Below are 23,903 nucleotides of genomic sequence, written 5' to 3'. Positions count from 1 at the left end.
CAGCGCCGCGCCCGCCGCGCGGGCCGGCAATGCATCAGCCGAGGACATTGGGCACCACCACTTGCGCGTATTTGTTGATGTCCAGATTCGCGCTCAGCACCTTGATGGTCTTCAAGTCCTTGGCGTAGCCCACGATCTCCTCGCGCAGCGCGGACCCCGTGGAGGCATGCCCGTGGCTATGGCTGCGCAAGATCGCGGCCACGCGCTCGGCCGGCACCTTGCCCGGCACATAGGGTGCGAAAATGCGCGCCGTCTCATCGGGGTTGGACGCGGTCCAGCGTTGCGCGTCGATCACCGCACGCGTGATGGCCGCGGCCGCCTCGGGATCCTTGCGCACCAGGTCGCCGCGCAGGCCCAGCACGCAGCAGGTGCGGTTCTCGTAGTCGCCTTCGATGTTGGTCGCGATCTCGCGCAGCTTGTTGTCTTCGCGCAGCGTATAGATCAGCGGATCGTCGCCGGCGATGGCATCCACCTCGCCTTTCCTCAGCACCTCGCCGAACAGATCCTGCGGATACTGGCGCCAGTCCACGGACTCGGGGTCGATGCCCAGTTGGGCCACGCGGATCGCAAAAAAATTTTTCACGGGGCTGGCCTGATCCGACACTGCCACGCGGCGGCCCTTCAAATCGTTCACGCTCTTGATGGGCGAGTCTTCCGCGGTCAGCAAGCGCATGCAGCCGCCGTGCGTGCCCACCGCCAGCTTCACGTCAAAGCCCTGCTCCAGCGGCTTGAGCCACCGCAGCGCCATGCCGATGCCGCCGTCGGCATGCCCGGTGGCGATCGCTTCCAGCAACTGGTCGGTCGACCCGCTGAAATTGATGCGCTCCACCTTCAACCCATATTTTTCGAAGAAGCCGCGCTCAAGCGCCACCGACACCGGCGACTGGCAGACCGCGGTCTGGCTCCACGCGATCTTGAACGTGCGCGGCGCCGAATCGGCCGCCAGCACGCGGGAGCCCAGCATGCCCAGCGGCGCGGCCAATCCCGCGACGCTTGCCGCGCGCAACAGGGCGCGGCGTGAAACTCCCCGCGCCGTGAGCGCTGGAGCATGGACGTTCGTATTCATCAACCTTCCTTTTGAGCAGACTGTGAATGGCGATGATTGCCATGCGGCATCATCAGCCTGCTGTCAGGGGTTCGACAAATACAAAGTCGGGATAACAATATGGGGGCCGACGCCGGCAATCACCGTTGCCGACCCCGCTTCGCCCGCCCTCGCGCGCTATTCGGGCAGGGGGTCCGGCACCCCGTCCTCATCCACGCTTTTCACGCGGTCCAACGCGTTACGCGCCGCCGACATGGCTTCGATCGTGCTGCGAAACCGCCGGCTGACGAAGATTTCGAAAGGCTGGCCTTCAGGCTTGTCCGCTTCAGGTTGCGCCGGCTCGGCCGCCTCGGTACCCGCGTCTGCAGGCTTCGCCTTGGGCGCAAGACGCCGCGTCTCCAGGAACGCCCGCGGGGGGATGCGGCCCTCGGGTTGCGTCGCGTACGCAACCACCGAAAATCCGTTGATCGTCTTCTCTAGCATTACGGTTCCCTATCGCCGCGGCCAAAGTCGGCGCAGCTCGTTGTTAGCGACAACGGCCCGGCAGAAGAAAACTTAAATACCCGCAAACCCTGCTGCCACGCCGCTCCCGTCGACGCAGGGCCGCCGCCCCAGGAGCAAGCGCGGTTTACCTCGGACAACCCCGATTGAAAAAAAAGAACCGGAATTGATCTGCATCAATTCCGGCTTCCGGCACCGCATCACACACGCGAATCTATTTTGTCGACGTGACCGCATTCATGCGCACGCGCACATAGTCCGCCACCTGCTCCAGCACCTGCGACAGATGCCCGCGCAACAGCTCGAATCCTGCGTTGCGCTCGCGCGTGGCCTCGTCCATGTACAGGGGACGCCGGATCTCCACTTGCAGGCTGTGCCGGTTCAGCGCCGGTTGCCCGATCTGCGCGATCAACTGCACGCCCTTGTAAGGGTCGTTGCGCGCCACCGTGTACCCCAGATCGCGCAAGGCCTTCTCGATCAGCGCAATGAATTCAGGCTCGCAGGTCGTGCCGTCGCGATCGCCCAGCACGAAGTCCGCCAGCGGGTGCTCGCTTTGCCGGCCCAGGCGCTCGTAGGCGTCATTGGGCATGGAATGCAGGTTCAGATGCCAGACCGCGCCAAACCGCTGCTCGACCCGGCTGATCGCCTGCGACAGCGCCGCATGGTAAGGCTCGTAATACGCCTGGATACGGTGCCGCACTTCATCCAGCGTCAGCTTGCGGTCATAGATCGGCGTGGCCTTGTCCATCCGGCGCCAGATCAGGCCCTTGCCCAAGCGGGTCTTCTCGCCCGGCGCAAGCGGCACGGGCCAAGGCTCGGCCAGCAGTTCCGGATCCAGGTCCTGCAAGGTTCGGTTCGGATCGATGTACACGCGCGGGAAGTTGGCTGCGATCAGCGTGGCTCCCAGCTCAGGCGCCGCCGACCACAACGCGTCCACGTGCGTGTCTTCGCCCTGGCGCAGCTGCGAACGCGTCGCAGCGGCCCCGAAGTCATCCGGATAGTGCTCTCCGCTATGGGGCGAATCACAGACCAGCGGCAAGGCCGGCCCTTGGGGTTCATGCACGGAAACCGCGTTGAAATCGGCGTGTGTCATTGTCAGTCAGCCTGAATGTTGGCGGCCTTGGCCACCTTGGCGTATCGGGCCAGGGCCTGTTCGATCTGGACCTGGAACTCTTGCGGGGTCGTCGGCATCAGCGTACCACCCACATCCTCGGCCTTCTTGCGGAACTCGGGGTCCTTCATGGCGGCGCGCACGGCCTGGTTCAAGCGATCGACCACGGCGGGCGGCGTGCCTGCCGGCGCCACCAGGCCAAACCAGCCGCCCGTGCCCATGTCGGGGTAACCCAGCTCGATATAGGTGGGCACGTCGGGCAGCAGCGGCGAGCGCTCGGCGCCCAGCACGGCCAGCGCACGCAGCTTGCCGCCCAGCACTTGCGGCAAGGTCGACGACAGGTTGTCGGTGATGGCATCCACCTGGCCGCCCATCACGTCGTTCAGGGCCGGCCCCGCACCGCGGTAAGGCACGTGCAGCAGCTTGATGCCGGACAGCATCATGAAATTCTCGATGTTCACGTGGCCCAGCGATCCCACGCCCGGCGACGCGAAGCTGTACCGGTCAGCCGGGGCCTTCTTGGCCAAGGCCACGAATTCCGCCATGTTCTTGGCCGGCAGGTTCGGATTGATCGCAAAGATGCTGGGCACGGCCAACACATTCGCCACGGGCACGAAATCCTTGACCGGGTCATAGTTCATCTTGCGGTAGACGGCCGGGTTCGAGCCATGCGTGCTCATCGTGGCCATGCCGATGGTGTAGCCATCCGGCGTGGCCCGGGCCACCTGTTCCATGCCCATCGAACCGCCCGCGCCCGCCTTGTTTTCGACCACGATGGTCTGCTTCAGATCGCGGCCGGCATATTCCGCCACCAGACGGGCGACGATGTCGGTCGAACCGCCAGCGGCGAACGGCACCACGAGCTTGATGGGACGGGACGGATAGTCGGCGGCTTGGGCCAAACCGGCAAAGGACAACGTGGCGAACATGCCGGCAAGCGCGAAACGCGCGGACCGGCCCAACAGGCGGCGGGACATGGGGCTACTCCGAAAATGGAAGAGTCGTTATGGGTCTGCAATACGGCCGCCAGTGTCCAAACTTTACGATCACCTTTCAAACGACTATATTGCACTCCTTCATTACCAAAGATCATGCTCAATGCGCCTGCACTCGCCGTCCATGTCGGAGCTGCATGCCTTCATCACGGCAGCGCGCCTGGGCAGCTTCACGCAAGCCGCACAGACGCTGTGCGTGACCCAAGGCGCCATCAGCCGCGCCATCTCCCGCCTGGAAGCGCATTTCGGCCAGCCCCTGATGCACCGGAACGCGCACGGACTGACCCTGACCGACACCGGCCGCAAGCTCTACGAAGGGGCGCAGACGCCGTTACAGGCGATTGAAGCGCTCAGCACCGAGCTGCGGGCCGACGAGCGGCGCTTTCGCCTGACGCTGTCCACAGTACCCACGCTGGCCAGCGCCTGGCTGGTGCCCCACCTGCCGGATTTCCACCGGCGCCATCCCGAAATCCAGCTGAGTTTCGCGGCCTACCGCCGCAACGAAGATTTTTCCGGCGCAACGCCCGATGCCAGCATCCTGTCCGGCACGCCCGACCAGTGGCCGGGCTGGCATGCCGACTACGTCATCGGGCGGGAAATGGTGGTGATCTGCCACCCGGGCAGGCTGGCGTCAAGGCAGGCCCAAGGCCTGTGGAACACGCCTCACGGCCTGCTCGGCGAACCGCTGCTCTACCACTCCAACGGCAAGGACAACTGGACGCAATGGTTCACCGCGGCGGGCGTGCCGCGCGACGAAGTGACGCTGTCCAATGGATTCGACCAGGTGTCCATCCTGGTCCGTGCCGTCATGGCCGACATGGGGATCGCGGTATTGCAACGCTGCCTGGTGCGTGACGAGCTCCAGTCCGGCCGCGTGGCTGCGCCCTTCCCCGATCTGCCCATCCGGCTACGCCATGGCTACCACCTGTGCGCGCCGGCCCAGCGCCGCGACCACTACGCGCTGGCCTGTTTCCGGCAATGGCTGCTGGAGACCGCCAGCGCAGATCCGGATGTCGCGGCGGCGGAGCCCGCTCGCTAGAACCCGCCGGCAGCAGGACGGATGCACGAAGTTTCAGATGGCGGCCGTAATATATTGCAAAATGAAACGGGCCTCTTTCCAGAGGCCCGCTTTCAATGCGACAACGCAACGCGACTCAAGGCGCCAGCTTGAAGCCCAGGTCCACGCCCCACTTGTCGGTTTCACGCAGCCATTTCGCGCCGCAGTTCAGGCAGCGGAAATGGTCTTCACGGCTTTCCTCACGCCCTTTCTGGGTCGGATTGGTGAAACCTTGATGTCCCAGGTGCGAATGCGGCGCAACGCCCGACAGCCCCGGGTTAATGCGTTGGCAAGCCAAGCACATAACGCTCATTGATGCTTCCCCACAAACAGTGTTAGCAAATTGTAAGGGATTTCACCAATGTTTTTCTATCAATTCATGACAACACAAGGACAATAATTGTTAACGGGGCAATTAAACAACGCCCGGCAACGCCGCTAGACAGGTCGCCAAATGGTAGGGCGATGTCGACGGCATGTCGGCGCGCACCACCGCCCCGCTGGCATCCAGACACTCGAACCAGCCCCCGTCGTGCAGGAATCGAGCCCGGAAACTGGCCAACCCTGCCGCCAGCGCCGGCCAATCGCCCAGCACCGCCAGGACCCGCAGGTACTCCGTCTGGGCCCAGATCCGCCGCGTATCGTCAATGACCGCGCCGGACTCATCCAGCGACGCCAGCACGCCAGCTCCCCCGACATTCACGCCATGCCGACGGGACCACTGCACCGCGCGCGGCAGCGACTCCGCCAGATCCAGTCCGTCGAACACCTCGGCCGCGCCGTGCACCAGCGACAGCCACTCGAACTGGTGCCCCGGCTCCAGCCGGTTGTCTGCGGTGCCCTGCAACGCCTCGGAGATGCACTGGGTGGGCGCATGCACGAAGAACTGGCTGATCGCTTGCGCGAGCCCGCGCAAATGTTGGGCGAACAGCGCCGGCTCAGCCACCTGGGCCGCGGCCAGATAGGCCTCGGTCAGATGCATCATGGGATTCTGCGCGGGCGGGCGCAGCGGCTGACTCAGGTCAGGGTTGAGCGCGGCGTGGTACAGCCCGTCGCGGGTCTTGAAGCGCGCCTCGATCGTCGATGCGGTCGTCAGCATGAGCTTGCGCGCATCGGCGTTGCGGCTGCGCTGGAAATAGGCCGCGCAAGCCAGCACGACGAACGCATGCGTGTACAGATCCTGGGTTTCATCCAGCGGACGCGCATCGGCGTCCACGCTGTATCGCCATCCGCCGTGCGCCTCGTCGCGGAACACGCGTCGCAAGGAATCAAACAGGCGGTCGGCATGCTGGGCGCAAGCCGCGCCCGGCGCTTGCGCAAACACATACAACTGGCGTGCGCACGCCATCGCGCGATAGCGCACGGGCGCAAGCGGCGCACCCGTCGCGGCGTCCAGGGATTCATAGGGCAGACCGGTTGCGTCATTGAAGCCCTGCCCCATCCATAAGGGCAGGATGACACCGTCGAAATGCTCGCGCAGCGCGCGGATGTGCTCCGCGAGAGAATGATTGGTCTGTGCGGCAGTCATCTTGGAACGACGCATACCCGAATAGGGCCCCAGGTTTTGGAGCAGCAACGATAACCGAAATTTTCGTCGCAAACTTTCGAGCATTCTCCGCAGCGTCATGCGCGCACAGACCGGTTTGACCGCTTAGCTTCGCCCAGGGCGCAGTGCCCTATCGGAAGATATTTTCCTCGACCCAGTTCTGCGCGAAGATTTCCGCGCGATCACGTGCTTCGTCCAAGGAAGCGCAGTTGCCCAAGTGGGAAAATGCGGCATCCACTTCGGTGCCGCCCTCGGCCGTTACCGTCAGCAAAACGCCATATCCGCCGGTATCCATGGCCGCTGTGGAAACGTCGATCAGTACTTCCTGGTCACGATGCTGCATGTGCTACCTCCCAGTCGGTTACCTAAACGCGTGAACCACGCGTGACGTGGCGGGAGCAGAAATCCCGCATGAATGAATAGACCTGAAAGCGTCACGCAAGTTCATCTTACTGGCGACGCAGCATGTGCGATACGTCTGGAAGATGCCAAATCGAACATTCCGTCTCAGGAGATTCCCGTACTGCCCCGCCAATACCCATGAACTCGCGACATACAGCGAAATCATTCGCAAACTATGCGGAAATTCGGGTGTCTGCGCGCAACACGCCGCCTTGTGGAGATGATTGATTGGGGCCGGAATGGGGGCTTGAAGCGCCAGCAATCGTTGCCAGCGCCCTCTCCCGTCAGCGCACGTGGATAGCGCCCGGCTCTTCCATGCGAAGGGCGAGCTTGCCCTTTTCGGTGATCAGCCAGCGGCCATCGGGGCCCGCCTGAACGCAACGCAAGGTCACCAGCGCCTTCGCGACTTCGTCGGGCACGTCGACTTGAGCGGTATCAGGCTCGGAATTGTCAGCGACTAGTCGCAGCCAATGACCCAGTTCGCCCTTCTGGAAACGATGCAATGCCATGCGTGATTCTCTCTTGAATCCCTCAACGATAGCATGCCGGCGCTGGCGCTTGCCGCTAGGCCAGCAGCTTGGGCACCGACGAGGCCAGCAAGGCAATGCCCGACAGCGTCAGCAGGCCCAGCACGATCCGGCGAAAGGCAAGATCGCTGATGCCGACGTACAGGCGCGCCCCCAGCAAAGTAGGCACCAGCATCGCGGGCACGATCATGGCGAACAGCGGCAGCATGTCGCGCGTGACCACGCCCGTGAACACATAGGTCGCCATCGTCACTGCCAGCATGGACAAATTGAAATTCTGGATCACCGAGCGCTGCACGTCGCGGTCGAACCCCCGCAAGGTGCACCACAACGTCGGGATGACGCCCGTGAACCCGCCGATGCCGCCCATGATGCCGCCCACCGCGCCCGCCACGCCGTCGGCCACTTTGCCGCCAGCGGTGATCTTCGGCAGACGCGTCGCAAACAACATGACCGGGCACCAAATGCCCAGCAGCGCGCCGATGAAAGCCTTGAATATCAACGGTTCCAGATGCGGCAAGAGCATCACGCCCAGCGGGATGCCCAACAGCCCGCCTGCGATGAAAGGCAGCAGATGCGTCATCGCGAAACCGCGCCGTACCGTGAACGCGGCCAGCAACTGTCCGGTCAACGAGCCGAACACGGCCATCGCGGCTGCCAGCCTGGGGTCGATGGTCCACGCCCAGAACGACATGGCCACCATCCCGAACCCGAATCCCGACAAGCCCTGCACAAACCCCGCGGCCATGGCGCCAACCACGACCAGCACATATAGCGAATCCATTTAAGCCCTGCACCCGGATGACGTGGCAGGCCCTCCCCGGCGCGAAACCATTCTAGAGCGTTCTAGGATGGACGCAGCACCATCGGCCGCTTCAAGCGCGACGCCACGGCAGACGCGGCCACGCTCGCGCCGATCAGCGACAGGCCCAGCGCCAGGTCGGCCGAGATGCGCTCATGGAACACCACCGACGACACGATCAGGCCGATAACCGGTACGCACAGCATTGCGATGGACGTGGCCACGGGCGGCATCTTCTGCGTCATGCCCAGCACGACGATGAAGGTCAGCGCGGTGGCCAGCGGACCCGTGTAGAGGATGATGGGCCAGGCGTCCGGCACCGCCAGAAAGGCTGGCGCGCCGTCGCGCACCCAGGCCAGCACGGCCAACGGCACGGTGGCGATTGCGGTCTGCCACGGGATCATGTCCGCCCCCAGGCGCACATGGCGATTGCCGCGCAGCTGGATGATATTGCACGCCCACGCGAACGAGGCGCCCAGCAGCATCACCAGACCGATCACCGTATGCGCCTGCCACGGGCTGAAGGCCGGCGCGACGATCACGCCGATGCCCGCATAGCTCAGCGCGGTGGCCAGCCACTGCCCCGCCGACAGGCGTTCTTTCAGGATCAGCGCCGACAGCGGTATTACCCAGATCGAGGTGGCGTACGCGATGACGGACGCACGCCCGGGCGCCACGTATTGCAGGGCCCACAGCGCCAATGCCGTGAAGGCACCCATCTGCAGCAACGCCACGCCCGCCACCAGCGGCCATTCCTGGCGCGTCGGCAAGCGCAAGCGCCCCATTGCACCCAGCACCAGCACGCTGATCAGCGCCGCCGATCCGAAGCGGCTGGCGGCCAGCCACAGCGGGCTCATGTGCGCCAAGCCCAACTTCATGACAGGCCAATTCCCGCCCCAGACCATGACCGCCCCGATCAATGGCAAAAACTTGCGCAACGTGCTTTGCTGACTCATTACTGCTCGATCTACCGCTTGATTATTCTGCGCTTTGGCCGATTGACCAAAGGAAGAAATAGTCTATAGGGTAAACCCCGGCATATTTCACCTCAATTCACTTCTATACACTACATCCCCAGCACAAACGAACTGCCGATCGATAACACCTAGGTGTCTTATGCCGGAAATCAACCTGGATGCCACTGACATCCGAATTCTGAACGAACTTCAGCGCGATGCGCGCCTGACCAACGTCGAACTTGCCGCCCGCGTGAACCTGTCGGCCTCGCCCTGTCTGGCTCGGGTGCGCCGCCTGGAAACCGAGGGCCTGATCGATCGCCGAGTCACGTTGCTGAACGCGCGCAAGCTGGGGCTGAAAGTCAACGTGTTCATCCAGATCTCATTGGACAAGCAGCGCAAGGCGGCACTCGACGTCTTTGAACGTGAAATCGCGGTGCTGCCCGAAATCATGGAGTGCTATCTGATGTCGGGTGACGCCGACTACCTGATCCGCGCGCTGGTGCCGGATGTGGATGCGTTGGAACGCCTGATCGTCGAACACATCACGCGCATCCCGGGGGTCGCCAGCATCCGCTCAAGCTTCGCGCTCAAGCAGGTGCTCTACACCACCGCCGTTCCGCTCGCCTGATACCGGGCGACGCTTTCGGAAACTTGCGGGATGCCGCCCGCGCCCGCACAATGGACGCGTCGGCGCGATCGCGCGCCGGCATCCCTCCCATCGCTTAGCAAGGAGCAAACCATGCCCGAAACTGAATGGTTCCCCGGCGGCACGCTACCCGATCGTCAGGGCTACTTTGAAGTGGAATTCGACACAGGCGAAACTGAAATCACGCGCTACGGCATGCTGGGTTGGGAACCCGAGCAAGACCGCGGCCGTATCGTGCGCTGGCGCGGCCTGGACCCGAACATCGAAGAAGCCGAAATGCAACGCGAAAACGCCGTACGCAACAACGGCGACACCCTTCTCGGCTGAAGAGCCACGCAATAAAAAACGCCGCGGAAATTTCCGCGGCGTTTTGTTTTTCAGCGTTGCGCGCTTACCAGTCGAGCTTGGAGATCTTGGTGCCGGCCAGCGACACGCCTGCCATCAAGCCGCCGTTGTTCATCACGAAGCCGACAACGGGCTGCTGCGCCGTATTGGTGTCGATACGGCCGTTCGCGCCGATATTCACAACGGCCACCGTCGCGTCGGCGCCGACGGTCCAACCGCTGCTATTGCGGAACTTGTTCAATGCATCGTCCGTCATGAACAGCAGGACCATGGCCTTGGATTGCGCACCGGCCTGGAAGCCGACGGATCCCGCGGTCGTGCTGTAGTAGCCCGCATTGGCGCCGCCAACCCGCAGCACCCCATTGCCATGCTCAGCACCCACAATGAAGCTGCCGCTCAGCACGTCAGGGAACACCAGCACGCCCCTGGCGCGCGCCACCAGTTCCTTGGATTGCGGCGAGGCCGCGTACAGCTTGGTCAACGTGGCGTTGGCCGCGCTATTCATCGACTCGCGCTTCTCCGATGATGTCGCGGTGTTTTTGGGGGTGTTGGTGGTGCAGCCCGCGAACAGCAGGCCTGCCACACCGATGGTCGCGGCCGCCAGGCCAACACGACGCAGGACAGGAAAAGTATCAAACATGGAACTCTCCTTTATTGTTGTCTTCCACTACCACTGTACCGGCCAATCCAATCGGCACAAGGCACACGTTGTGATAAACGAAACAAAACCTACCTGTTGCCGCTTTCCACACGCGGGCAGCAACATTTGGTAGGGCAATCGCCCCGGCCCGCGCAGTTATAGGATGCCATAACGCGGCTCGCCCGTCGCTTCGTCCACCGAAACGATCCCGGAGAGGACCAGTTCGGCATGGCGCCTGGCCACCGCCGCATCTGCGAATGTCACGAATCTGGGTAATGACCAGCGCTGTTGAAAATCGCCATCGCCTGATCGGCGAACCGTGACCTCGATAGCCAGCACGCCGGCATCCAGACTCACGATCTCGCATCCCACTTGAAAGCCATCGATATGGCGCTGCGGCCACGCGCTCATGCTTATTGCTCCTGAAATCGGTGTATCCGGGCGCAATATGCCAAAAAAAAAAGCGCTTGAAAAGTGATCCTTTCAACGGGTCACATTGCACTAATCGAGGTAGTGCAAACGCATCTTGCAGACGCGAAAAAACAGGCCAAATCGGGCCTCGGAATGCCACTGGGCCAGTTTTTTGGATTACCCCAAACCAAGGGCGGGTCCTGTTATTTCGCGGCCGAACCCTCGCTCGCCGGCCGGATCCACTTTGACTCCCACAGGTCTTCGCCGCGCTCCAACGCCGCCCCCAGCTCTTTCCGGCGGCGCTGCGCAACAGCGGCCAGCAGGGCATTGCACACCGAGAAGGCCGCGGTATAGGAATCGAACGGCGATGCGCTGGAACTGCGCGCGACCAGCACGTGATGGGCGGACGCGGCCGCTGGCGCGGACGCCGCATCCGTGATCAACACCACTTTACCCCCGCGCTGCCGGAACACCTTCACCGCATTCGCCGTGGCAACCGAGTAGCGCCTGAACGTGAACGCCAGCAGCACGTCGTTGCTGTCGATCCAGAGCAGTTGATCTTCCAGAAACATCGGCCCTGCGCCGCCCATCGGCCTGACCGACGGCAGGCACAGGTTCAGGTAGAGCGCCACGTGGCTGGCCAGGGGCGCGGCCTGCCGCAAGCCCAGCACATGCACGCGGCCCTTGCGTTGGGTCAGCAGGCGCACGGCGGCTTCGAACGCGGCCACATCGATCGCCGCAAAGGTCTCTTGCAGATTGTGCTGGTCATGCAGCAACGCGTTGTGCAGGCAGGCCCGGGCCGAAGTATTGTCGCCGCTGACCGCATCCGCGCGTTCGCCCGGCGAGGCCAGGCGCGCCGTCACCTCAGAGCGCGCCTCCATCTGCGCCTGCGCATAGCTGTCGTAGCCCAGCTTGGCCAGCAAGCGAACAACCGTGGACGCGCTGGTGCCGACGCGCTTGGCCAGCGCGGTGGCGGATTCCAGCAAGCTTTGCGGGTAGCGCGCCTGCATTTCCTCCACTAGCAGACTTTCCGTCTTGCTGAGTTTCTTGGCGTAGGTGGCAATGCGTTGATTCAGATTCATGATGGCAGCGATTCCGCAAGGGACGGCTCTAGGTGATAACCCCAAATTTCACAATATTCATTGCATCTTATATTTCACTCTGCAATGCATATTGCAAAATAGACCAATCCGACCGCCTTCACAAGAGAGCTTCATGAAGCACCACTCCGCTGCGCCGTCCCTGATGCGCCGCAGCCTCGTCCTTGCCGGCCTGGGCGCCGCAGCCCTGCCCCTGGCCGCGCGTGCCAACGCCTATCCTTCCCGCCCCATTACGCTGGTCGTGCCGTTTCCCGCAGGCGGATCCGTCGATCTGATCGGCCGCATCTATGCCGAAGCGCTGGGCAAGGCGCTGGGCACGACGGTCATCATTGAGAACCGAGACGGCGCTGGCGGCGCCATCGGCAGCCAGCGCGTGGCGCGCGCCAAGCCGGACGGCTACACGCTGGTCGCCTCGTCGCAAAGCTCGCATCTGGCCAACCCGCTGATGCGCAGCGACCTGGGCTACGACCCGATCAAGGATTTCACGTCCATTTCGCAGTTGTCGCGCACGCCCAATGTGCTGGTGACCAACATCGACGTGCCCGCCAAGACCTTGGCCGAATTCGTGGCCTTGCTCAAGGCGCGGCCCGACGAACTGCACTACGCCACGGCCGGCATCGGCAGCATGGGTCAGCTCAACGCGGAACTATTCAAGAACACGCTGCAGGCCCAGGCCATGCACGTGCCCTACCGCGGCGGTGCGCCCTTGATCAATGCCCTGCTGTCCAACCAGGCGCAGTTCGCGCTGGACAACCTGGCACCCTTCCTGCCCCACATTCAGGTCGGCAAGATGCGCGCCTTGGCTGTGGCGGCGCCCAAACGCCTGGACGCGCTGCCCGACGTGCCCACGTTCGCCGAACTGGGCTACCCGGTGCTCAACGCCATGTCGTGGATCGGCTTGGCCGCCCCCGCCGGCACGCCGGACGACATCATCCAGACCCTGCTGGCCGCGGTGCGCACCGTCGCCGGCCAGGACGGCATGCCGCAAGCCCTGGAGAAGGCCGGCGCCCTGCCGCCTGAAAACCAGACCCCTCAACAGTTCACCACCATGATGAGCGAACGCCTGGCGCTGTATAAAGACCTGATCGACCGCGCCGGCATCCGCCCCGAATAGGCTTCCATCCCATGCAAAATCCCGCTTTCGAACCCGACACCGCCCCCCTTGAAGTCTTGCCCCGCGACCTCTCGGCATACCGCGAGGGCAACACCGGCATCCCCTACGTCCACCGCTTCGAGTCGGGCGTGCCCGGCCCGCACGTGCTGATCAACGCCATCACCCACGGCAACGAGATCTGTGGCATGGTCGCCGCGACCCATCTGCTGGACTCCGGCGTGCGACCCAAGATCGGTACGCTGACGGTCAGCTTCGCCCACGTCGAAGCCTACGAGGCCTTCGACATCAACCAGCCCTATGAAAACCGCCAGCTCGTTCACAACCTGAACCGCATCTGGTCGGCTGCCATGCTGGATGGCACTGAAGACAGCCCCGAACTGCGCCGCGCCCGCGAACTGCGCCCTGTGCTGGACGCCGCTGACTTCGTGCTGGACATCCACTCGACCCGCGCGCCCGTACAGCCTTTCTGGGTCTACAACGAGATGGACCGCAATACCGCGCTGGCCTCCGCCGTCGGCGCACCGCTCGTACACCTGGTGATGCCGCAGCACAAGTTCCCGGGCACGGGCGTCATGGGCTACGGCCATCACGGCGATCCGCTGTCCGACAGCGGCGGCGCGCTGGTGGTGGAATGCGGCCAGCACTTCGCCAAGTCCGCTGCTGAACTGGCAACCGACGTCACGCTGCGGTTCCTGGCGCACACGGGCCTGATCGATGCCCCGGCCGACGCCACGCCACCGCCCGCGCCGCAGCGGTACCGGCTGCTGGAAGTCCACATGGTGAAGTCCGAAGACTTCCATTTCACCCGCCCGGTCATCGGCTTCGAGACCTTCGACAAGGACGAGCTGATCGCCATGAACGGCACCGAAGAAATCCGCTCGCCGTGCAACAACTGCACGATCTTCATGCCGACCCGCATGCCGATCGTCGGCCGCGAAGCCGTCTACCTGACGGTCGCGATCTAAGCCGAATCGCCGGCAGCATGCTGCCGCGCACATGAAAAAGTCCGACACCAGCGCGTGCCGGACTTTTTCATTTCAAAGGTCCGGGATCAAGCGCTTGCCCAGGCTGATCACCTCGTCGCACGAGAAGCCCAGCGATTCGTAAAAGCCTTGCACCGCGACGTTGCCCGAGCGGATCAAGAGGTTGATCTTGGGGCACCCCATCTCCAGAAGCTTGCGCTCCACCGCGCGCATCAGCACGGTGGCATAGCCGCGCCGTTGATGCGCGGGCGACACCGCCAGATAGTTGATCCAGCCGCGATGGCCGTCATAACCGCCCATCAGCGTGCCCACGATCACGCCGTCCGCTTCGCCCACCAGAAACAGGTCGGACTGCACGGTGAGCTTGCGGGCGATGTCTTTCGCCGGATCGTTCCACGGCCGCGTCAGGCCGCAATCGCGCCATAGCTGGACGATGGCCGACTCGTCGGCGGGATGGTAGGGCCGGATGGATAAGGCTTGCTGGGTCATGCTTCGTTCCTTGGATGAGAGAAACGAAGGCCTTGCGATACGCCTCGCGAGCGGGAACGGATAAAGCACAAACAAAAAGGCCACGAGGGGTATCGTGGCCTTCAGGGTGAAGCGCCGAAGACTCGGCGCCTGAACGTGACTTGCCACTCAACGTAGTCGTCGAGTGATTCGTCGGTTATCTGCCCGGCATGCCGGTGCAAAGGGGATCGCGTTCATGCGAAAGAGCATACACGAGCCCCCGCGCGGCAGGCAAGATCGAGCTAGTGCCGATCAGGCGACGACAGGCGCGGGCAGCGTTCCCTCCATGGCGATAACCGCCTTCGCGTTGTGACTGTCGACATCATCACAGAATCGTAATCAACCTGCGTACAGATTGATTTAGAATTAGTCAACTGCCGTGGTTACGAGAACATTGAAGAACCGCTACACGGGCGCGCAGCGCTGCCAGCAAGGAAAATTCACCGAATGACAAACCGACGCACGAAAACGTCCCCACGCGCGCCCGACGAGGACGTCCAGGCCGCGGGCACGCTGGTCGATGCGCGCACCGCCGTCGAGCGCCTGGGCATCAAGATGCAGACGCTATATGCCTATGTCAGCCGCGGCTGGGTGCGCGTCGTACCCGCCGTAGGCGGCAAGGGTAACTTGTACTACGTGGAAGACCTGGATGCACTGGCCGCGCGCGGGCGTGGGCGTTCCATGACCGGCGCGGGCGCCGAGCGCATGATTCGCTGGGGCGGCAACGCCGTCATGCAGACCTCGATCACCGCCATAGGCCCCGAGGGCCCGCGCTATCGCGGCAAACCTGCGTCTGAACTGGTGCTCCACCATCGTACGTTCGAGGACTGCACCGAACTGCTGTGGAACGGCATGCTGCCCGAAACCTCCGTGGCCTGGCAGCCCGCCCGCCCCGGGGCCGGCTTCCAGGCCCTGGCCGAAGGCATCGTACAGGTAGCCCCGCGTAACCACTCGCGCCGGCTATTGTCTGTCGCCGTCGAGGCCTACGCGGCCAGCCTGGGGCGCAACCCGGAACTGGTGCTGGGCGCGCCGACTCTGGCTGCACGCCAGCTGATTCAAGCCATGTCCGCGGCGACCGGGCTGCTGACCGCCAAGCCAACCTATGCGCTGAACGACACGCCGCAGTCCATCGCGCAGATTCTTGCCCTCAACCTGCGAGTGGGCGATACGCCAGAACATCTGCGCCTGCTAGATGCAGCCTTGATACTGAGTGCCGACAACGAACTGGCGCCCGCCACGTTTGCCGCGCGCATCGCCGCGTCGGCAGCGGCCGACCTGTTCTCTTGCGTGACGACCGCGCTGGGAGCTTTCGAGGGCATGCTCACCGGATTGGGGTGCGAACAGGCAGAGTCCGTTCTTGTGCAAGCGCGTTCGAGCGCGGCGTATCTCGAGCATCTGAAAAGCCTGCTGGCGCGCAAGAGTCCCGTTCCGGGATTCGGGCATCCGCTCTATCCCGATGGCGATCCGCGCGCCACGCTCCTGCTGGACCTGATGCGCGAGGTCGGCCCCGCGGGTGCGCGCGGCAAGATGGCCCTGCAGGCGGTGAACCAGGCCAGCAACGAACTGGGCTTGAAACCCAACTTGCCACTGGCCCTAGCCGTATTGTCGGCAGTGCTGGACGCACCGGTGGGGACCGCCGGCGCGCTGATGTCCGTGGGGCGTGCGGCAGGCTGGGTGGCGCATGCACTGGAGCAGCGCCTGGCCGGGTTCCTGGTGCGGCCGCGCGCGCGGTACATCGGGCCTTCGTGAGACGGCCGCGGGCCCGGAGCATGCCGCGCATGCCGGAGCCCGCACCGTCCAACCTCAGTGGCCCCGCCCCAGCGCCTTGGCCATCGTCGCAGCGTACTCCCGAGCCACGCGCGCATCGATCACGGCGACCTTGCCCGCCTTTACGGCCGCGATCGCTTCATCCAGCGCCTTCGCCAGCTGGTCCGCGGTCTGCACCGGCCCCCAGCCCAGTGCCCCTTGTGCGCGCGCCATGCCCGCCAGATCGATCTCCGGCCCTTCGATGCGCTGCCCGATCCATTTGTTCTCGACTGGACGCGAGCGCATCTGCGCCACTTTTTCCTGGTGGACCTCGTCATTGAAGAACGACCGGTTGTTGGCCACGACCACCAGTAATGGAATGCCATAGCTGACGGCCGTCCACAGCGCCGTCGCCCCCATCAGGTAATCGCCGTCGCCCAGCACCGCCACCGGCAATCGCGGCGTGCCGCGCAGGCCAAGGGCCGCCCCCACCGCCATGCCCGGACCCGAGCCGATGCCGCCGCCGCCGTCATATCCCAGGTAATCCAGCGGATGCGACAGCGGGTGCGCATCGCCGGGCCAGCCCAGATTCGCGCGGATCAGGCAGGCCGGCGCATGGCGGCGCAGGCGCTGGCTGATCGTGCCAGCGAATACGGCCAGCGGCATGCCCTCGGCGGCGTCGCCCGATCCCTCCGGCAATATGTCGGGCTCGGCGGGCAGCTCGACCACGCCCATGCGCGGACCGCCCAGGTCGCGCAGCGCCCGGAGCGTCTGCGCCACGAACTCGTCGGGGTCGCACATGACGTAGGTGTCTGCGCCAACCAGCCCTTGGTGCTCGCCGCCGAAACCGTTGTGCAGCACCTGGTCCAACGACACCTGAATCACATGGGCCGGCGTGTGGGCATCGCCCCAGGCCGTGCGCAGCGTGCCGGCCAGATCCACCCAGTCCAGACTAAGGACCACATCGGCCTCGCGCAAGGCCTGCAGGCCCTCCTCGGCCATGAAGAACGACGGCGTCGTCCCGTGCAGCCGATGGCGCGTCGGAAACGCCGCGCCCACCTTGAAGTCGGTCAGGACCGTGGCGCCGCAGTGTTCTGCCAGCGCTACGCGGCGGTCCCAGTCGGCTTCGGAGCGCGAGACCCGTCCGGCCAGGATGACGAGCCGTTTGGCGGCATACAACCGTTCCGCCGCCTCACGCGCCACGCAGTCTGCAATGCCCGGGCGCGGCGGTGGCGCATGGCGCGCCAGCGGCAGCAGCGGCGGCGCTTTCGCGCACGATGCTTCCTGCAGCGCGCTGTCAAAACACACGTATACCGGGCCTTGCGGCTGCGTCATGGCGATCTGCCGGGCGCGCAGCACGGCATCGCGCGCGCCTTCCAGTGAGGACGGCTCCGCGTCCCATTTGACGAACGTGCGCACAAGCGCGCCCTGGTCCTTCGACGTGTGCAACCAGTCGATCCACGGACGGCGACGAGCCGAATCGACCGGCCCCGTGGCGCCGAACACCAACACGGGCACCCGATCGCAATAGGCGTCGAAGATGGCCATCGAACCGTGCATCAGACCCACATTGGCGTGCAAGACCGCGCCCATGGGCCGGCCCGTCACTTTGGCATAGCCATGCGCGATCGCAACTGCGTGTTCCTCATGCAGAACCGTCAGCATCTTGGGCGATTCGTCGCCCAGGTAGTTGACCAGGCTGTCATGCAGGCCGCGATAACTGGCGCCCGGATTGAGCGCCACGTATTCCAGGCCGAGATGCCGCATCAGCGCGGCCAGGTAGTCGCTGCCCCACTGCGGGGCCGGGACGTCTTGGTGAAGGGTGTCAGGCGTAGGGGTAGACATCGGATGCATCAATCCAGGGTGACGTTGACGTTCTTGATCTGCGTAAATTCCAGCAGCTCTTCCTTGCATTCCTCGCGGCCGATGCCCGAGTGCTTATAACCGCCGAACGGCGCGCCGATGAAGTGCACCGAGGCGCCATTGATCCACACGTAGCCCGCCTGCACGCGCGCTGCGGCGCGATGCGCAGTGCGCAGATCCGTGCTCCATATCGAGGCCGTCAAGCCATACTCGACGCCGTTGACCGCCGCGTACAACGCTTCCTCGTTCGACCACTTCAGCACCGCAAGCACGGGACCGAAAATCTCTTCGCGCGCCACGCGCATTGCCGGCGTCACGCCGGCCAGAATGGTGGGCTCGACGAAGTATCCCTGGGCCAGTCCGGGATCGGTACTGCGCTTGCCGCCATGGACCACGCGCGCGCCTTCGGACACCGCCGATTCCACATAGGACAGCGCCTTGTCCATCTGCTGACTCGACACGAGTGCGCCCATGGTCGTGCGCATGTCCGTGGGCAGGCCGGGTGTGTGCATCTCCCCGGTCAGCTTCACGATGCGCGCCAGCACCTCGTCGTGGATGGACTCGTGCAGGAACAGCCGGCTGGTCGATCCGCACGACTGGCCACACCAGGTGAAGTTCATGCCGCGCACCGCGCCCAGCGGCATCTTGTCCAGGTCCGCATCGGGGTACACGATCATCGCGTTCTTGCCGCCTAATTCCAGCAGCACTTTCTTCAGGTCGTTTGCCGCCGTGCGCATGACCGCCTTGCCCGCATTGACGCTGCCAATCAGGGCCACCGCCGCCACATCCGGGTGCGCCGACAGCGCGGCACCCGTCTCGCGATCGCCGGTCAAGCAGTTCAGCACGCCGGGCGGAAAGATGTCGGCAATCAGTTCGAACAGGCGCAAGGTCGACAAGGGCGCCTGCTCGGGCGGCTTCACGATGACCGAATTGCCGGCGGCCAACGGGGCGGCAATCTTGCCAGCCGCGAACATGAAGGGATGGTTGAAGGGAATAATGCGCGCCACCACGCCCAGCGGCTCGCGCAGCGTGTAGTCCAGCGAGCCGTTCATCGTAGGGATGGTCTCGCCCTTCAGCTCCATCACCAGGCCTGCGAAGTACTCCAACTGCGTCGCGGCGAACACCGCGTCGTCCCGCATCTGCCTGACCGGATTGCCGCAATCGACGGCATCGATCAGGGCCAGCTCAAGATCGTGGTCGCGGATGACGGCCGCGGCCTGGCGCAGTAGCGCGGCGCGGGCCAACGGCGGCGTGTCGCGCCATGATTCAAAGGCCAGTCCGGCCGCAGCCACCGCGGCATTGACGTCATCGGCATCTGCCACCGCGTAGTGGCCCAGGTCTGCTTGGGTGCCCGGGCTGCGGCTTTGCTGGTAGTTGCCGCTACGCGGCGCGTGCCAGGCGCCGCCGTAGTACAGGTCGCGTCGGGTGGGCAACGCTTGGGGCACCTGCGCGGACAGGTCCGGACCCAGGTCGGAAGTGATCATCGATGAGCTCTCTGACTAGCCGGCCTGCGCTTGCAAAAAATGCGAGTTGTGCGCGGTCGGCGGGGTGATGAAGAGCTGCTAGGCTATTTCGATGGGTAGACGTTGGTCAATCTTGATTTCAAATCAATATATAAGCCTGGGCGGGCACGCAGGACGGCGATGGCAACGTGATTTACCGAGATCTTCCAGCCAGGTAAATTGATTGTAAATCAACCTATACACACATTGATCTGGATTCTAGGATAGCAACAAATACGAAAGCCGAATCTCGGCAGAAGAACCATAAAGTCAGGAGACAAGTCATGATGAAGCAGTCCGCCCGCCTGTGGCAGAAGGCCCGCCGCTATGCCCTCCCCTTTGCCCTGTGCGTAACACTGGCCGGCGTATGTCAGGCGGGCTACCCCGAACACCCTGTCACCATGGTGTCGGCCTTCCAGCCTGGCGGAAGCACCGACGTCATCGGGCGGCTACTGTCGCCGCGCCTGAGCGAGATCTTCAAACAGAGCTTTGTGGTCGAAAACCGCTCGGGCGCTTCGGGCAACATCGCCAGCGGCTATGTGGCGAGGTCCGCGCCCAATGGGGAGACGATCCTGATCGGCAACAACACCATGACGGTGAATGCCGCGCTGGGCGTGGCCCAGAACTTCGATCTGCAGAAGGACTTGACCCCGATCATGGCGATTGCCGAGACGCCGGTCGCGCTTGCAGTCAGCAGCAGCCTGCCCGTGCATTCCGTACAGGAATTGATCGCCTACGGCCGCGCCCATCCCGGCGCTCTCAGCTTCTCCTCGTGCGGCACGGGTACGGCACAGCATTTCGCGGGCGTAGAGTTTGCCTACCGGACCGGCCTCGACATGGTCCACGTGCCCTACAAGGGCTGCGCGCCAGCGCTGACAGATGGCATCGGCGGGCAGGTTCCGGTGATGTTCAACGCGCTCTCCATCATCAGCCCGCAGCTCAAGAGCGGCAAAGTGCGACTGCTGGCCGTCGCCACCAAGGACCGCGTGTCCTTCCATCCCGACGTGCCCGCGCTAGCCGAGTTGCCGGGGTTCGAAGACTACGACTTCGCCGTGTGGATCGGGTTTTTCGTGAGCTCCAAAACGCCGCAGCCCGTCGTGGACAAGCTGAGCCAGGAGTTCATGGCTCTGGCACGCGCCCAGGCAATGCAGTCCGCGTTGTCCGATCGCCTGTTCGTGCCGCTGCAGATGGACGGCCCGCAATTGCGCAAGCAGATTGCCACCGAACTGGTGAAGTGGAAAAAGATGGCTGACCAATACCACATCACCGTCGACTGACGCGACGCCATGCGTCAGAGAATCCAGGAGAAAGACCCATGCCAGCAACAATTTCGGAACGCGAGTTCGCTCCCATCGTCAACACCGCGCAGGAGTGGCGGGACGCGATGGCGGAGATGGCAAAACGCAAGACGCCGAGTTTCTTTCATATCCGCACCCGGCTGCCGCAGCAGGGGCGAACCAATCAGGTCCTGGGCGCATCGCCTTACATGAATGTCGTTCTGAAGACCTATGCCGGCGGCGGAGAGAACGAGATCCATGCCCATACAAATGAGGACCACGTCTTTGTCGTGCTGCAGGGCGGCGCGACGTTCTTTGGTCCGCGTGGAGAAACGCGGCGGGTGGGCCGCAACGACTGCGTGCTGGTACCGGCCGGCGCGTTCTATTCGTTCCACGCCGATGAGACAGAGCCTCTGGTGATGCTGCGGGTGGGCGCGGCCATGGACCCGGCGGCCGACGTGCTGGCGCGGGTCGACGAGCAAGGCAAGCCGTTTGACGGCTATTCCGAAAGAAACAAGGAGGTTGCGGCAGTCCTGAGCGATACCCGGATTTTCGAGTGACGCCGCGGCGGATGCCGGCCGCGCCATGTTGCGCATGCTACCCGGCTTCGGTTGCGTAACAGGCCTGCACGCGGCCGAACCCGCCCCGCTACGGGCTACCGCTGCTCCATAAACAGCTCTGCGATGACGCCACGCAACCAGCGCGTGCCCTCGTCCTGGTGGTTGCGCTCGTGCCAGAACTGCTTGACCTCGAAGCAAGGCGGATTTTCCAGCGGCAGCGGCAGGATCTTGATGCGTCGCTGCGGCGCCATGATGCGCGCCACTGTGCTGGGCAACACAGCCAGCAGGTCGCTCGTCTCGATGATTTCCGGGACTACCGTGAAATGTGGAACCCGCAGTGCAATGTGCCTACGCAAGCCCTGCTTCTCCAGGTACTGCTCGATCAATGTCGTCGTCGACGACTGCGGCGAGGCGCGACGATAACGGGAACCCGCAGGTTCGATCATCACGTGCGATTCCGCTGCAAATTGCTCAACACCCAGGCGCTGCCCGATCCGGGGATGGCCGGCGCGCATCAGGCAGACATAATGATCGCCGAACAGGCGTTGCTGGTAGAAACCTGCCGACAATGCCGGCAGGAAGCCGATAGCCAGGTCGGCGTCCTCCGCTTCCAGCGCGTCACGATAGCTTTCCCGCGGCAACTGCCGGATGCGCAGGCTGACCCCGGGCGCCACCGCCTTCAGATGCTGCATCAGCCGCGGCAGGAAGACGACTTCGCCCAGATCGCTCAGTAGCACCTCGAAAGTACGCGCGGACTGCGCGGGATCGAAAGGTACGGCGTTCTGCAATCCGGCCTGCAGGACGGCCAGCCCTGCCCGCACGGCCGGCGCAATACGATGAGCGAAGGGCGTAGGCTCCATGCCGGTCTTGACCCGGACGAACAACGGATCGCCACACAATTGCCTGAGCCGGACCAGCGCATGGCTCATCGACGGTTGCGACAGCCCTACCCGCAGGCCCGCCCGCGTGACATTGCGCTCTTGCATCATCGCGTCGAACGCCACAAGAAGATTCAGGTCGATGTTCTCGATATTCATCGCAATTGTCCGTAGCGCGGGTCCCGGCCCGCCAGCGGCGGCGCAAGAAGATCAGAACTCGTAGCGGTTCACCCCTTCCCTGCCGGACAGCACGCCCGTCGCAATGATCATCCGCTGCATCTCGGACGACCCTTCCGTGATGGTTCGGCTGCGAGCGTCGCGGAACATCAATTCCAGCGGCAACTCGCGCGACAGCCCCATGCCGCCGTGAATCTGAATTGCCCGGTCGACGACCCTGACCAACATGTCGTCCGCGTAGAGTTTCACGGCAGACGCTTCGAGATGATAGTTCAAGCCCTGCTCGGCCTTCCAGGCCGCATGGTAGACCATGGCACGGGCCGCGTGCAGCTCCACCATGGAGTCCGCGATCATCCACTGAATGGCCTGCCGCTGGGCCAGCGGCAGACCGAATGTGCGGCGCGAATTGGCGTAGGCGATGGCCAGATCCAACGCACGCTGGGCCCGGCCGATTGCCTTGGGGCCATGAGCCAGGCGGCCCGAGTCGAGAAATTCCCTGGCCAGTTGCCACCCTTTGCCGATGCCGCCGACGACCTGGCTGGCGGGCACCCTTGCATTCTCAAACAACAGTTCCCAGGGTTTATCCGGCGACATCATCTCGAACGACTGCCCCAGCCGCATGCCGGGGGTGCCACGATCGACCAGGAAGCAGGACACGCCGAGGTCTTTGCCGTCCACGATCGTTCGGGCAAACAGCTGCACGAAATCCGCTTTGTCGGCGCCAGTGATGAATATCTTGGCGCCGTTGATCACGAAATCCCCATCATCGGCCACCGCGGTAGTTTTCATGCCGGCGGGGTCCGAGCCGGCCTCCGCCTCGGTCAGCGCAAAGCAGGTGCGCTTGTCGCCCTGCACGACCGGCATCAGGTAATGCGCCTTCTGCCGGTCGTCGCCGTGGAACAGCACGGGCCCCAGGTATGGCGTGAATACAGTCGGGGCGCGAAACGCAGGCACGGTACATCGCGCCAGTTCTTCGAAGACGACGCACATCCCGACCGGGCCGACGCCACCTCCTCCCACGGCCTGTGGCAGGTCAAAGGCCCAGAACCCAAGCGCCTGCGCTTTGTCCTGCAAGGACCGGCGCACATCGTCCGGAATATCGGGCGCGTTGCCATAGCGGGCCTCAAGCGGCATCAGCATCTCGGTCACGAAGCGGCGGGTGGAATCGCGTAGCTGGCGCAATTCAGACGGCAATTGGAAATCCATGGG

At 64.0% G+C, this 23,903-nt stretch carries 26 protein-coding genes; 8 read left to right on the top strand and 18 right to left on the bottom strand.

Annotated features, from left to right (window positions below; translation table 11 throughout):
* Positions 1 to 34: 34 nt before the first annotated feature.
* The 4 genes from AC27VE_RS11880 to AC27VE_RS11865 form a co-directional block, all read right to left on the bottom strand.
* Entirely contained in the window at positions 35 to 1,066 is a 1,032-nt protein-coding gene (locus AC27VE_RS11880) for an ABC transporter substrate-binding protein (protein WP_035213963.1), read from the bottom strand.
* 156 nt (positions 1,067 to 1,222) lie between these two features.
* Positions 1,223 to 1,528: a hypothetical protein gene (locus AC27VE_RS11875; protein ID WP_454676538.1), complete on the bottom strand. Its 306-nt coding sequence runs from the start codon at positions 1,526 to 1,528 to the stop codon at positions 1,223 to 1,225.
* 232 nt (positions 1,529 to 1,760) lie between these two features.
* Positions 1,761 to 2,639 (bottom strand): N-formylglutamate amidohydrolase, encoded by an 879-nt coding sequence (locus tag AC27VE_RS11870; protein ID WP_315140355.1) that lies wholly within the window; start codon positions 2,637 to 2,639, stop codon positions 1,761 to 1,763.
* Positions 2,640 to 2,641: 2 nt separating this feature from the next.
* A complete protein-coding gene (locus tag AC27VE_RS11865) occupies positions 2,642 to 3,634 on the bottom strand; it encodes a Bug family tripartite tricarboxylate transporter substrate binding protein (protein ID WP_088590404.1) in 993 nt (330 codons plus the stop codon).
* Positions 3,635 to 3,755: 121 nt separating this feature from the next.
* On the opposite strand from AC27VE_RS11865, the gene AC27VE_RS11860 reads away from it, so the two are divergent.
* Complete coding sequence (locus AC27VE_RS11860; protein WP_488703945.1) at positions 3,756 to 4,691, top strand: LysR substrate-binding domain-containing protein; 936 nt, start codon at positions 3,756 to 3,758, stop codon at positions 4,689 to 4,691.
* A gap of 115 nt (positions 4,692 to 4,806) precedes the next feature.
* Here AC27VE_RS11860 and AC27VE_RS11855 read toward each other — a convergent pair whose 3' ends face one another.
* The 6 genes from AC27VE_RS11855 to AC27VE_RS11830 form a co-directional block, all read right to left on the bottom strand.
* On the bottom strand, positions 4,807 to 5,022 hold the full coding sequence (locus AC27VE_RS11855) for a hypothetical protein (protein ID WP_006226934.1): 216 nt from the start codon (positions 5,020 to 5,022) through the stop codon (positions 4,807 to 4,809).
* Positions 5,023 to 5,124: 102 nt separating this feature from the next.
* Entirely contained in the window at positions 5,125 to 6,237 is a 1,113-nt protein-coding gene (locus tag AC27VE_RS11850) for an AGE family epimerase/isomerase (protein ID WP_488703944.1), read from the bottom strand.
* A gap of 148 nt (positions 6,238 to 6,385) precedes the next feature.
* Entirely contained in the window at positions 6,386 to 6,598 is a 213-nt protein-coding gene (locus tag AC27VE_RS11845) for a hypothetical protein (protein ID WP_006218759.1), read from the bottom strand.
* A 343-nt stretch (positions 6,599 to 6,941) separates the two neighbouring features.
* The gene (locus AC27VE_RS11840) at positions 6,942 to 7,166 is read right to left on the bottom strand and encodes a hypothetical protein (RefSeq protein WP_006226936.1); all 225 of its coding nucleotides are present in this window, start codon (positions 7,164 to 7,166) and stop codon (positions 6,942 to 6,944) included.
* 55 nt (positions 7,167 to 7,221) lie between these two features.
* The gene (locus tag AC27VE_RS11835; protein WP_006226937.1) at positions 7,222 to 7,968 is read right to left on the bottom strand and encodes a sulfite exporter TauE/SafE family protein; all 747 of its coding nucleotides are present in this window, start codon (positions 7,966 to 7,968) and stop codon (positions 7,222 to 7,224) included.
* A 62-nt stretch (positions 7,969 to 8,030) separates the two neighbouring features.
* The gene (locus AC27VE_RS11830) at positions 8,031 to 8,942 is read right to left on the bottom strand and encodes a DMT family transporter (RefSeq protein ID WP_427957601.1); all 912 of its coding nucleotides are present in this window, start codon (positions 8,940 to 8,942) and stop codon (positions 8,031 to 8,033) included.
* Positions 8,943 to 9,102: 160 nt separating this feature from the next.
* On the opposite strand from AC27VE_RS11830, the gene AC27VE_RS11825 reads away from it, so the two are divergent.
* Positions 9,103 to 9,573 (top strand): Lrp/AsnC family transcriptional regulator, encoded by a 471-nt coding sequence (locus AC27VE_RS11825; protein WP_006226939.1) that lies wholly within the window; start codon positions 9,103 to 9,105, stop codon positions 9,571 to 9,573.
* A gap of 111 nt (positions 9,574 to 9,684) precedes the next feature.
* Positions 9,685 to 9,918: a hypothetical protein gene (locus AC27VE_RS11820; protein ID WP_088590399.1), complete on the top strand. Its 234-nt coding sequence runs from the start codon at positions 9,685 to 9,687 to the stop codon at positions 9,916 to 9,918.
* Positions 9,919 to 9,982: 64 nt separating this feature from the next.
* On the opposite strand, the gene AC27VE_RS11815 is transcribed toward AC27VE_RS11820, so the two are convergent.
* From AC27VE_RS11815 to AC27VE_RS11805, 3 genes are all read right to left on the bottom strand, one after another.
* On the bottom strand, positions 9,983 to 10,576 hold the full coding sequence (locus tag AC27VE_RS11815) for a BPSL1445 family SYLF domain-containing lipoprotein (protein WP_006226941.1): 594 nt from the start codon (positions 10,574 to 10,576) through the stop codon (positions 9,983 to 9,985).
* A gap of 156 nt (positions 10,577 to 10,732) precedes the next feature.
* On the bottom strand, positions 10,733 to 10,987 hold the full coding sequence (locus tag AC27VE_RS11810) for a hypothetical protein (RefSeq protein ID WP_006226942.1): 255 nt from the start codon (positions 10,985 to 10,987) through the stop codon (positions 10,733 to 10,735).
* Positions 10,988 to 11,190: 203 nt separating this feature from the next.
* On the bottom strand, positions 11,191 to 12,069 hold the full coding sequence (locus AC27VE_RS11805) for a MurR/RpiR family transcriptional regulator (RefSeq protein WP_488703943.1): 879 nt from the start codon (positions 12,067 to 12,069) through the stop codon (positions 11,191 to 11,193).
* 133 nt (positions 12,070 to 12,202) lie between these two features.
* On the opposite strand from AC27VE_RS11805, the gene AC27VE_RS11800 reads away from it, so the two are divergent.
* Positions 12,203 to 13,201, top strand: coding sequence for a Bug family tripartite tricarboxylate transporter substrate binding protein (locus tag AC27VE_RS11800; RefSeq protein ID WP_488703942.1), 999 nt, complete (start codon positions 12,203 to 12,205; stop codon positions 13,199 to 13,201).
* Between the two features lie 11 nt (positions 13,202 to 13,212).
* Positions 13,213 to 14,166, top strand: coding sequence for a M14 family metallopeptidase (locus tag AC27VE_RS11795; protein WP_488703941.1), 954 nt, complete (start codon positions 13,213 to 13,215; stop codon positions 14,164 to 14,166).
* A gap of 72 nt (positions 14,167 to 14,238) precedes the next feature.
* Here AC27VE_RS11795 and AC27VE_RS11790 read toward each other — a convergent pair whose 3' ends face one another.
* Positions 14,239 to 14,673 carry a GNAT family acetyltransferase gene (locus AC27VE_RS11790; protein ID WP_088590396.1) on the bottom strand — a complete coding sequence of 145 codons (435 nt, stop codon included), beginning with the start codon at positions 14,671 to 14,673 and terminating at the stop codon, positions 14,239 to 14,241.
* 465 nt (positions 14,674 to 15,138) lie between these two features.
* On the opposite strand from AC27VE_RS11790, the gene AC27VE_RS11785 reads away from it, so the two are divergent.
* Positions 15,139 to 16,440 (top strand): citrate/2-methylcitrate synthase, encoded by a 1,302-nt coding sequence (locus AC27VE_RS11785; RefSeq protein ID WP_488703940.1) that lies wholly within the window; start codon positions 15,139 to 15,141, stop codon positions 16,438 to 16,440.
* Positions 16,441 to 16,494: 54 nt separating this feature from the next.
* Here AC27VE_RS11785 and AC27VE_RS11780 read toward each other — a convergent pair whose 3' ends face one another.
* Together AC27VE_RS11780 and AC27VE_RS11775 are read right to left on the bottom strand one after the other, a co-directional pair.
* On the bottom strand, positions 16,495 to 18,282 hold the full coding sequence (locus tag AC27VE_RS11780) for a thiamine pyrophosphate-binding protein (RefSeq protein WP_488703939.1): 1,788 nt from the start codon (positions 18,280 to 18,282) through the stop codon (positions 16,495 to 16,497).
* 8 nt (positions 18,283 to 18,290) lie between these two features.
* Positions 18,291 to 19,784 carry an aldehyde dehydrogenase family protein gene (locus AC27VE_RS11775; protein WP_488703938.1) on the bottom strand — a complete coding sequence of 498 codons (1,494 nt, stop codon included), beginning with the start codon at positions 19,782 to 19,784 and terminating at the stop codon, positions 18,291 to 18,293.
* 302 nt (positions 19,785 to 20,086) lie between these two features.
* Between AC27VE_RS11775 and AC27VE_RS11770 the strand changes: the two genes are divergently transcribed.
* The gene (locus tag AC27VE_RS11770; RefSeq protein WP_488703937.1) at positions 20,087 to 21,079 is read left to right on the top strand and encodes a Bug family tripartite tricarboxylate transporter substrate binding protein; all 993 of its coding nucleotides are present in this window, start codon (positions 20,087 to 20,089) and stop codon (positions 21,077 to 21,079) included.
* Positions 21,080 to 21,117: 38 nt separating this feature from the next.
* Positions 21,118 to 21,639 carry a cupin domain-containing protein gene (locus tag AC27VE_RS11765; RefSeq protein ID WP_488703936.1) on the top strand — a complete coding sequence of 174 codons (522 nt, stop codon included), beginning with the start codon at positions 21,118 to 21,120 and terminating at the stop codon, positions 21,637 to 21,639.
* A gap of 95 nt (positions 21,640 to 21,734) precedes the next feature.
* Here AC27VE_RS11765 and AC27VE_RS11760 read toward each other — a convergent pair whose 3' ends face one another.
* Complete coding sequence (locus tag AC27VE_RS11760; RefSeq protein WP_488703935.1) at positions 21,735 to 22,676, bottom strand: LysR family transcriptional regulator; 942 nt, start codon at positions 22,674 to 22,676, stop codon at positions 21,735 to 21,737.
* A gap of 51 nt (positions 22,677 to 22,727) precedes the next feature.
* Positions 22,728 to 23,900 (bottom strand): acyl-CoA dehydrogenase family protein, encoded by a 1,173-nt coding sequence (locus AC27VE_RS11755; RefSeq protein WP_488703934.1) that lies wholly within the window; start codon positions 23,898 to 23,900, stop codon positions 22,728 to 22,730.
* Positions 23,901 to 23,903: the final 3 nt, after the last annotated feature.

This window comes from Achromobacter sp. 18P8.1.1 (assembly GCF_057799415.1).
This window is presented reverse-complemented; position numbering and strand designations above follow the sequence as displayed.

Coding starts and splice junctions, on each gene's coding strand:
- AC27VE_RS11820 (WP_088590399.1), top strand. CDS start 9,685: ATGCCCGAAACTGAATGGTTCCCCGGCGGCACGCTACCCGATCGTCAG.
- AC27VE_RS11835 (WP_006226937.1), bottom strand. CDS start 7,968: ATGGATTCGCTATATGTGCTGGTCGTGGTTGGCGCCATGGCCGCGGGG.
- AC27VE_RS11880 (WP_035213963.1), bottom strand. CDS start 1,066: ATGAATACGAACGTCCATGCTCCAGCGCTCACGGCGCGGGGAGTTTCA.
- AC27VE_RS11795 (WP_488703941.1), top strand. CDS start 13,213: ATGCAAAATCCCGCTTTCGAACCCGACACCGCCCCCCTTGAAGTCTTG.
- AC27VE_RS11875 (WP_454676538.1), bottom strand. CDS start 1,528: ATGCTAGAGAAGACGATCAACGGATTTTCGGTGGTTGCGTACGCGACG.
- AC27VE_RS11765 (WP_488703936.1), top strand. CDS start 21,118: ATGCCAGCAACAATTTCGGAACGCGAGTTCGCTCCCATCGTCAACACC.
- AC27VE_RS11815 (WP_006226941.1), bottom strand. CDS start 10,576: ATGTTTGATACTTTTCCTGTCCTGCGTCGTGTTGGCCTGGCGGCCGCG.
- AC27VE_RS11825 (WP_006226939.1), top strand. CDS start 9,103: ATGCCGGAAATCAACCTGGATGCCACTGACATCCGAATTCTGAACGAA.
- AC27VE_RS11755 (WP_488703934.1), bottom strand. CDS start 23,900: ATGGATTTCCAATTGCCGTCTGAATTGCGCCAGCTACGCGATTCCACC.
- AC27VE_RS11785 (WP_488703940.1), top strand. CDS start 15,139: ATGACAAACCGACGCACGAAAACGTCCCCACGCGCGCCCGACGAGGAC.
- AC27VE_RS11810 (WP_006226942.1), bottom strand. CDS start 10,987: ATGAGCGCGTGGCCGCAGCGCCATATCGATGGCTTTCAAGTGGGATGC.
- AC27VE_RS11830 (WP_427957601.1), bottom strand. CDS start 8,942: ATGAGTCAGCAAAGCACGTTGCGCAAGTTTTTGCCATTGATCGGGGCG.
- AC27VE_RS11850 (WP_488703944.1), bottom strand. CDS start 6,237: ATGACTGCCGCACAGACCAATCATTCTCTCGCGGAGCACATCCGCGCG.
- AC27VE_RS11865 (WP_088590404.1), bottom strand. CDS start 3,634: ATGTCCCGCCGCCTGTTGGGCCGGTCCGCGCGTTTCGCGCTTGCCGGC.
- AC27VE_RS11860 (WP_488703945.1), top strand. CDS start 3,756: ATGCGCCTGCACTCGCCGTCCATGTCGGAGCTGCATGCCTTCATCACG.
- AC27VE_RS11780 (WP_488703939.1), bottom strand. CDS start 18,282: ATGTCTACCCCTACGCCTGACACCCTTCACCAAGACGTCCCGGCCCCG.
- AC27VE_RS11770 (WP_488703937.1), top strand. CDS start 20,087: ATGATGAAGCAGTCCGCCCGCCTGTGGCAGAAGGCCCGCCGCTATGCC.
- AC27VE_RS11790 (WP_088590396.1), bottom strand. CDS start 14,673: ATGACCCAGCAAGCCTTATCCATCCGGCCCTACCATCCCGCCGACGAG.
- AC27VE_RS11775 (WP_488703938.1), bottom strand. CDS start 19,784: ATGATCACTTCCGACCTGGGTCCGGACCTGTCCGCGCAGGTGCCCCAA.
- AC27VE_RS11800 (WP_488703942.1), top strand. CDS start 12,203: ATGAAGCACCACTCCGCTGCGCCGTCCCTGATGCGCCGCAGCCTCGTC.
- AC27VE_RS11760 (WP_488703935.1), bottom strand. CDS start 22,676: ATGAATATCGAGAACATCGACCTGAATCTTCTTGTGGCGTTCGACGCG.
- AC27VE_RS11805 (WP_488703943.1), bottom strand. CDS start 12,069: ATGAATCTGAATCAACGCATTGCCACCTACGCCAAGAAACTCAGCAAG.
- AC27VE_RS11870 (WP_315140355.1), bottom strand. CDS start 2,639: ATGACACACGCCGATTTCAACGCGGTTTCCGTGCATGAACCCCAAGGG.
- AC27VE_RS11840 (WP_006226936.1), bottom strand. CDS start 7,166: ATGGCATTGCATCGTTTCCAGAAGGGCGAACTGGGTCATTGGCTGCGA.
- AC27VE_RS11855 (WP_006226934.1), bottom strand. CDS start 5,022: ATGAGCGTTATGTGCTTGGCTTGCCAACGCATTAACCCGGGGCTGTCG.
- AC27VE_RS11845 (WP_006218759.1), bottom strand. CDS start 6,598: ATGCAGCATCGTGACCAGGAAGTACTGATCGACGTTTCCACAGCGGCC.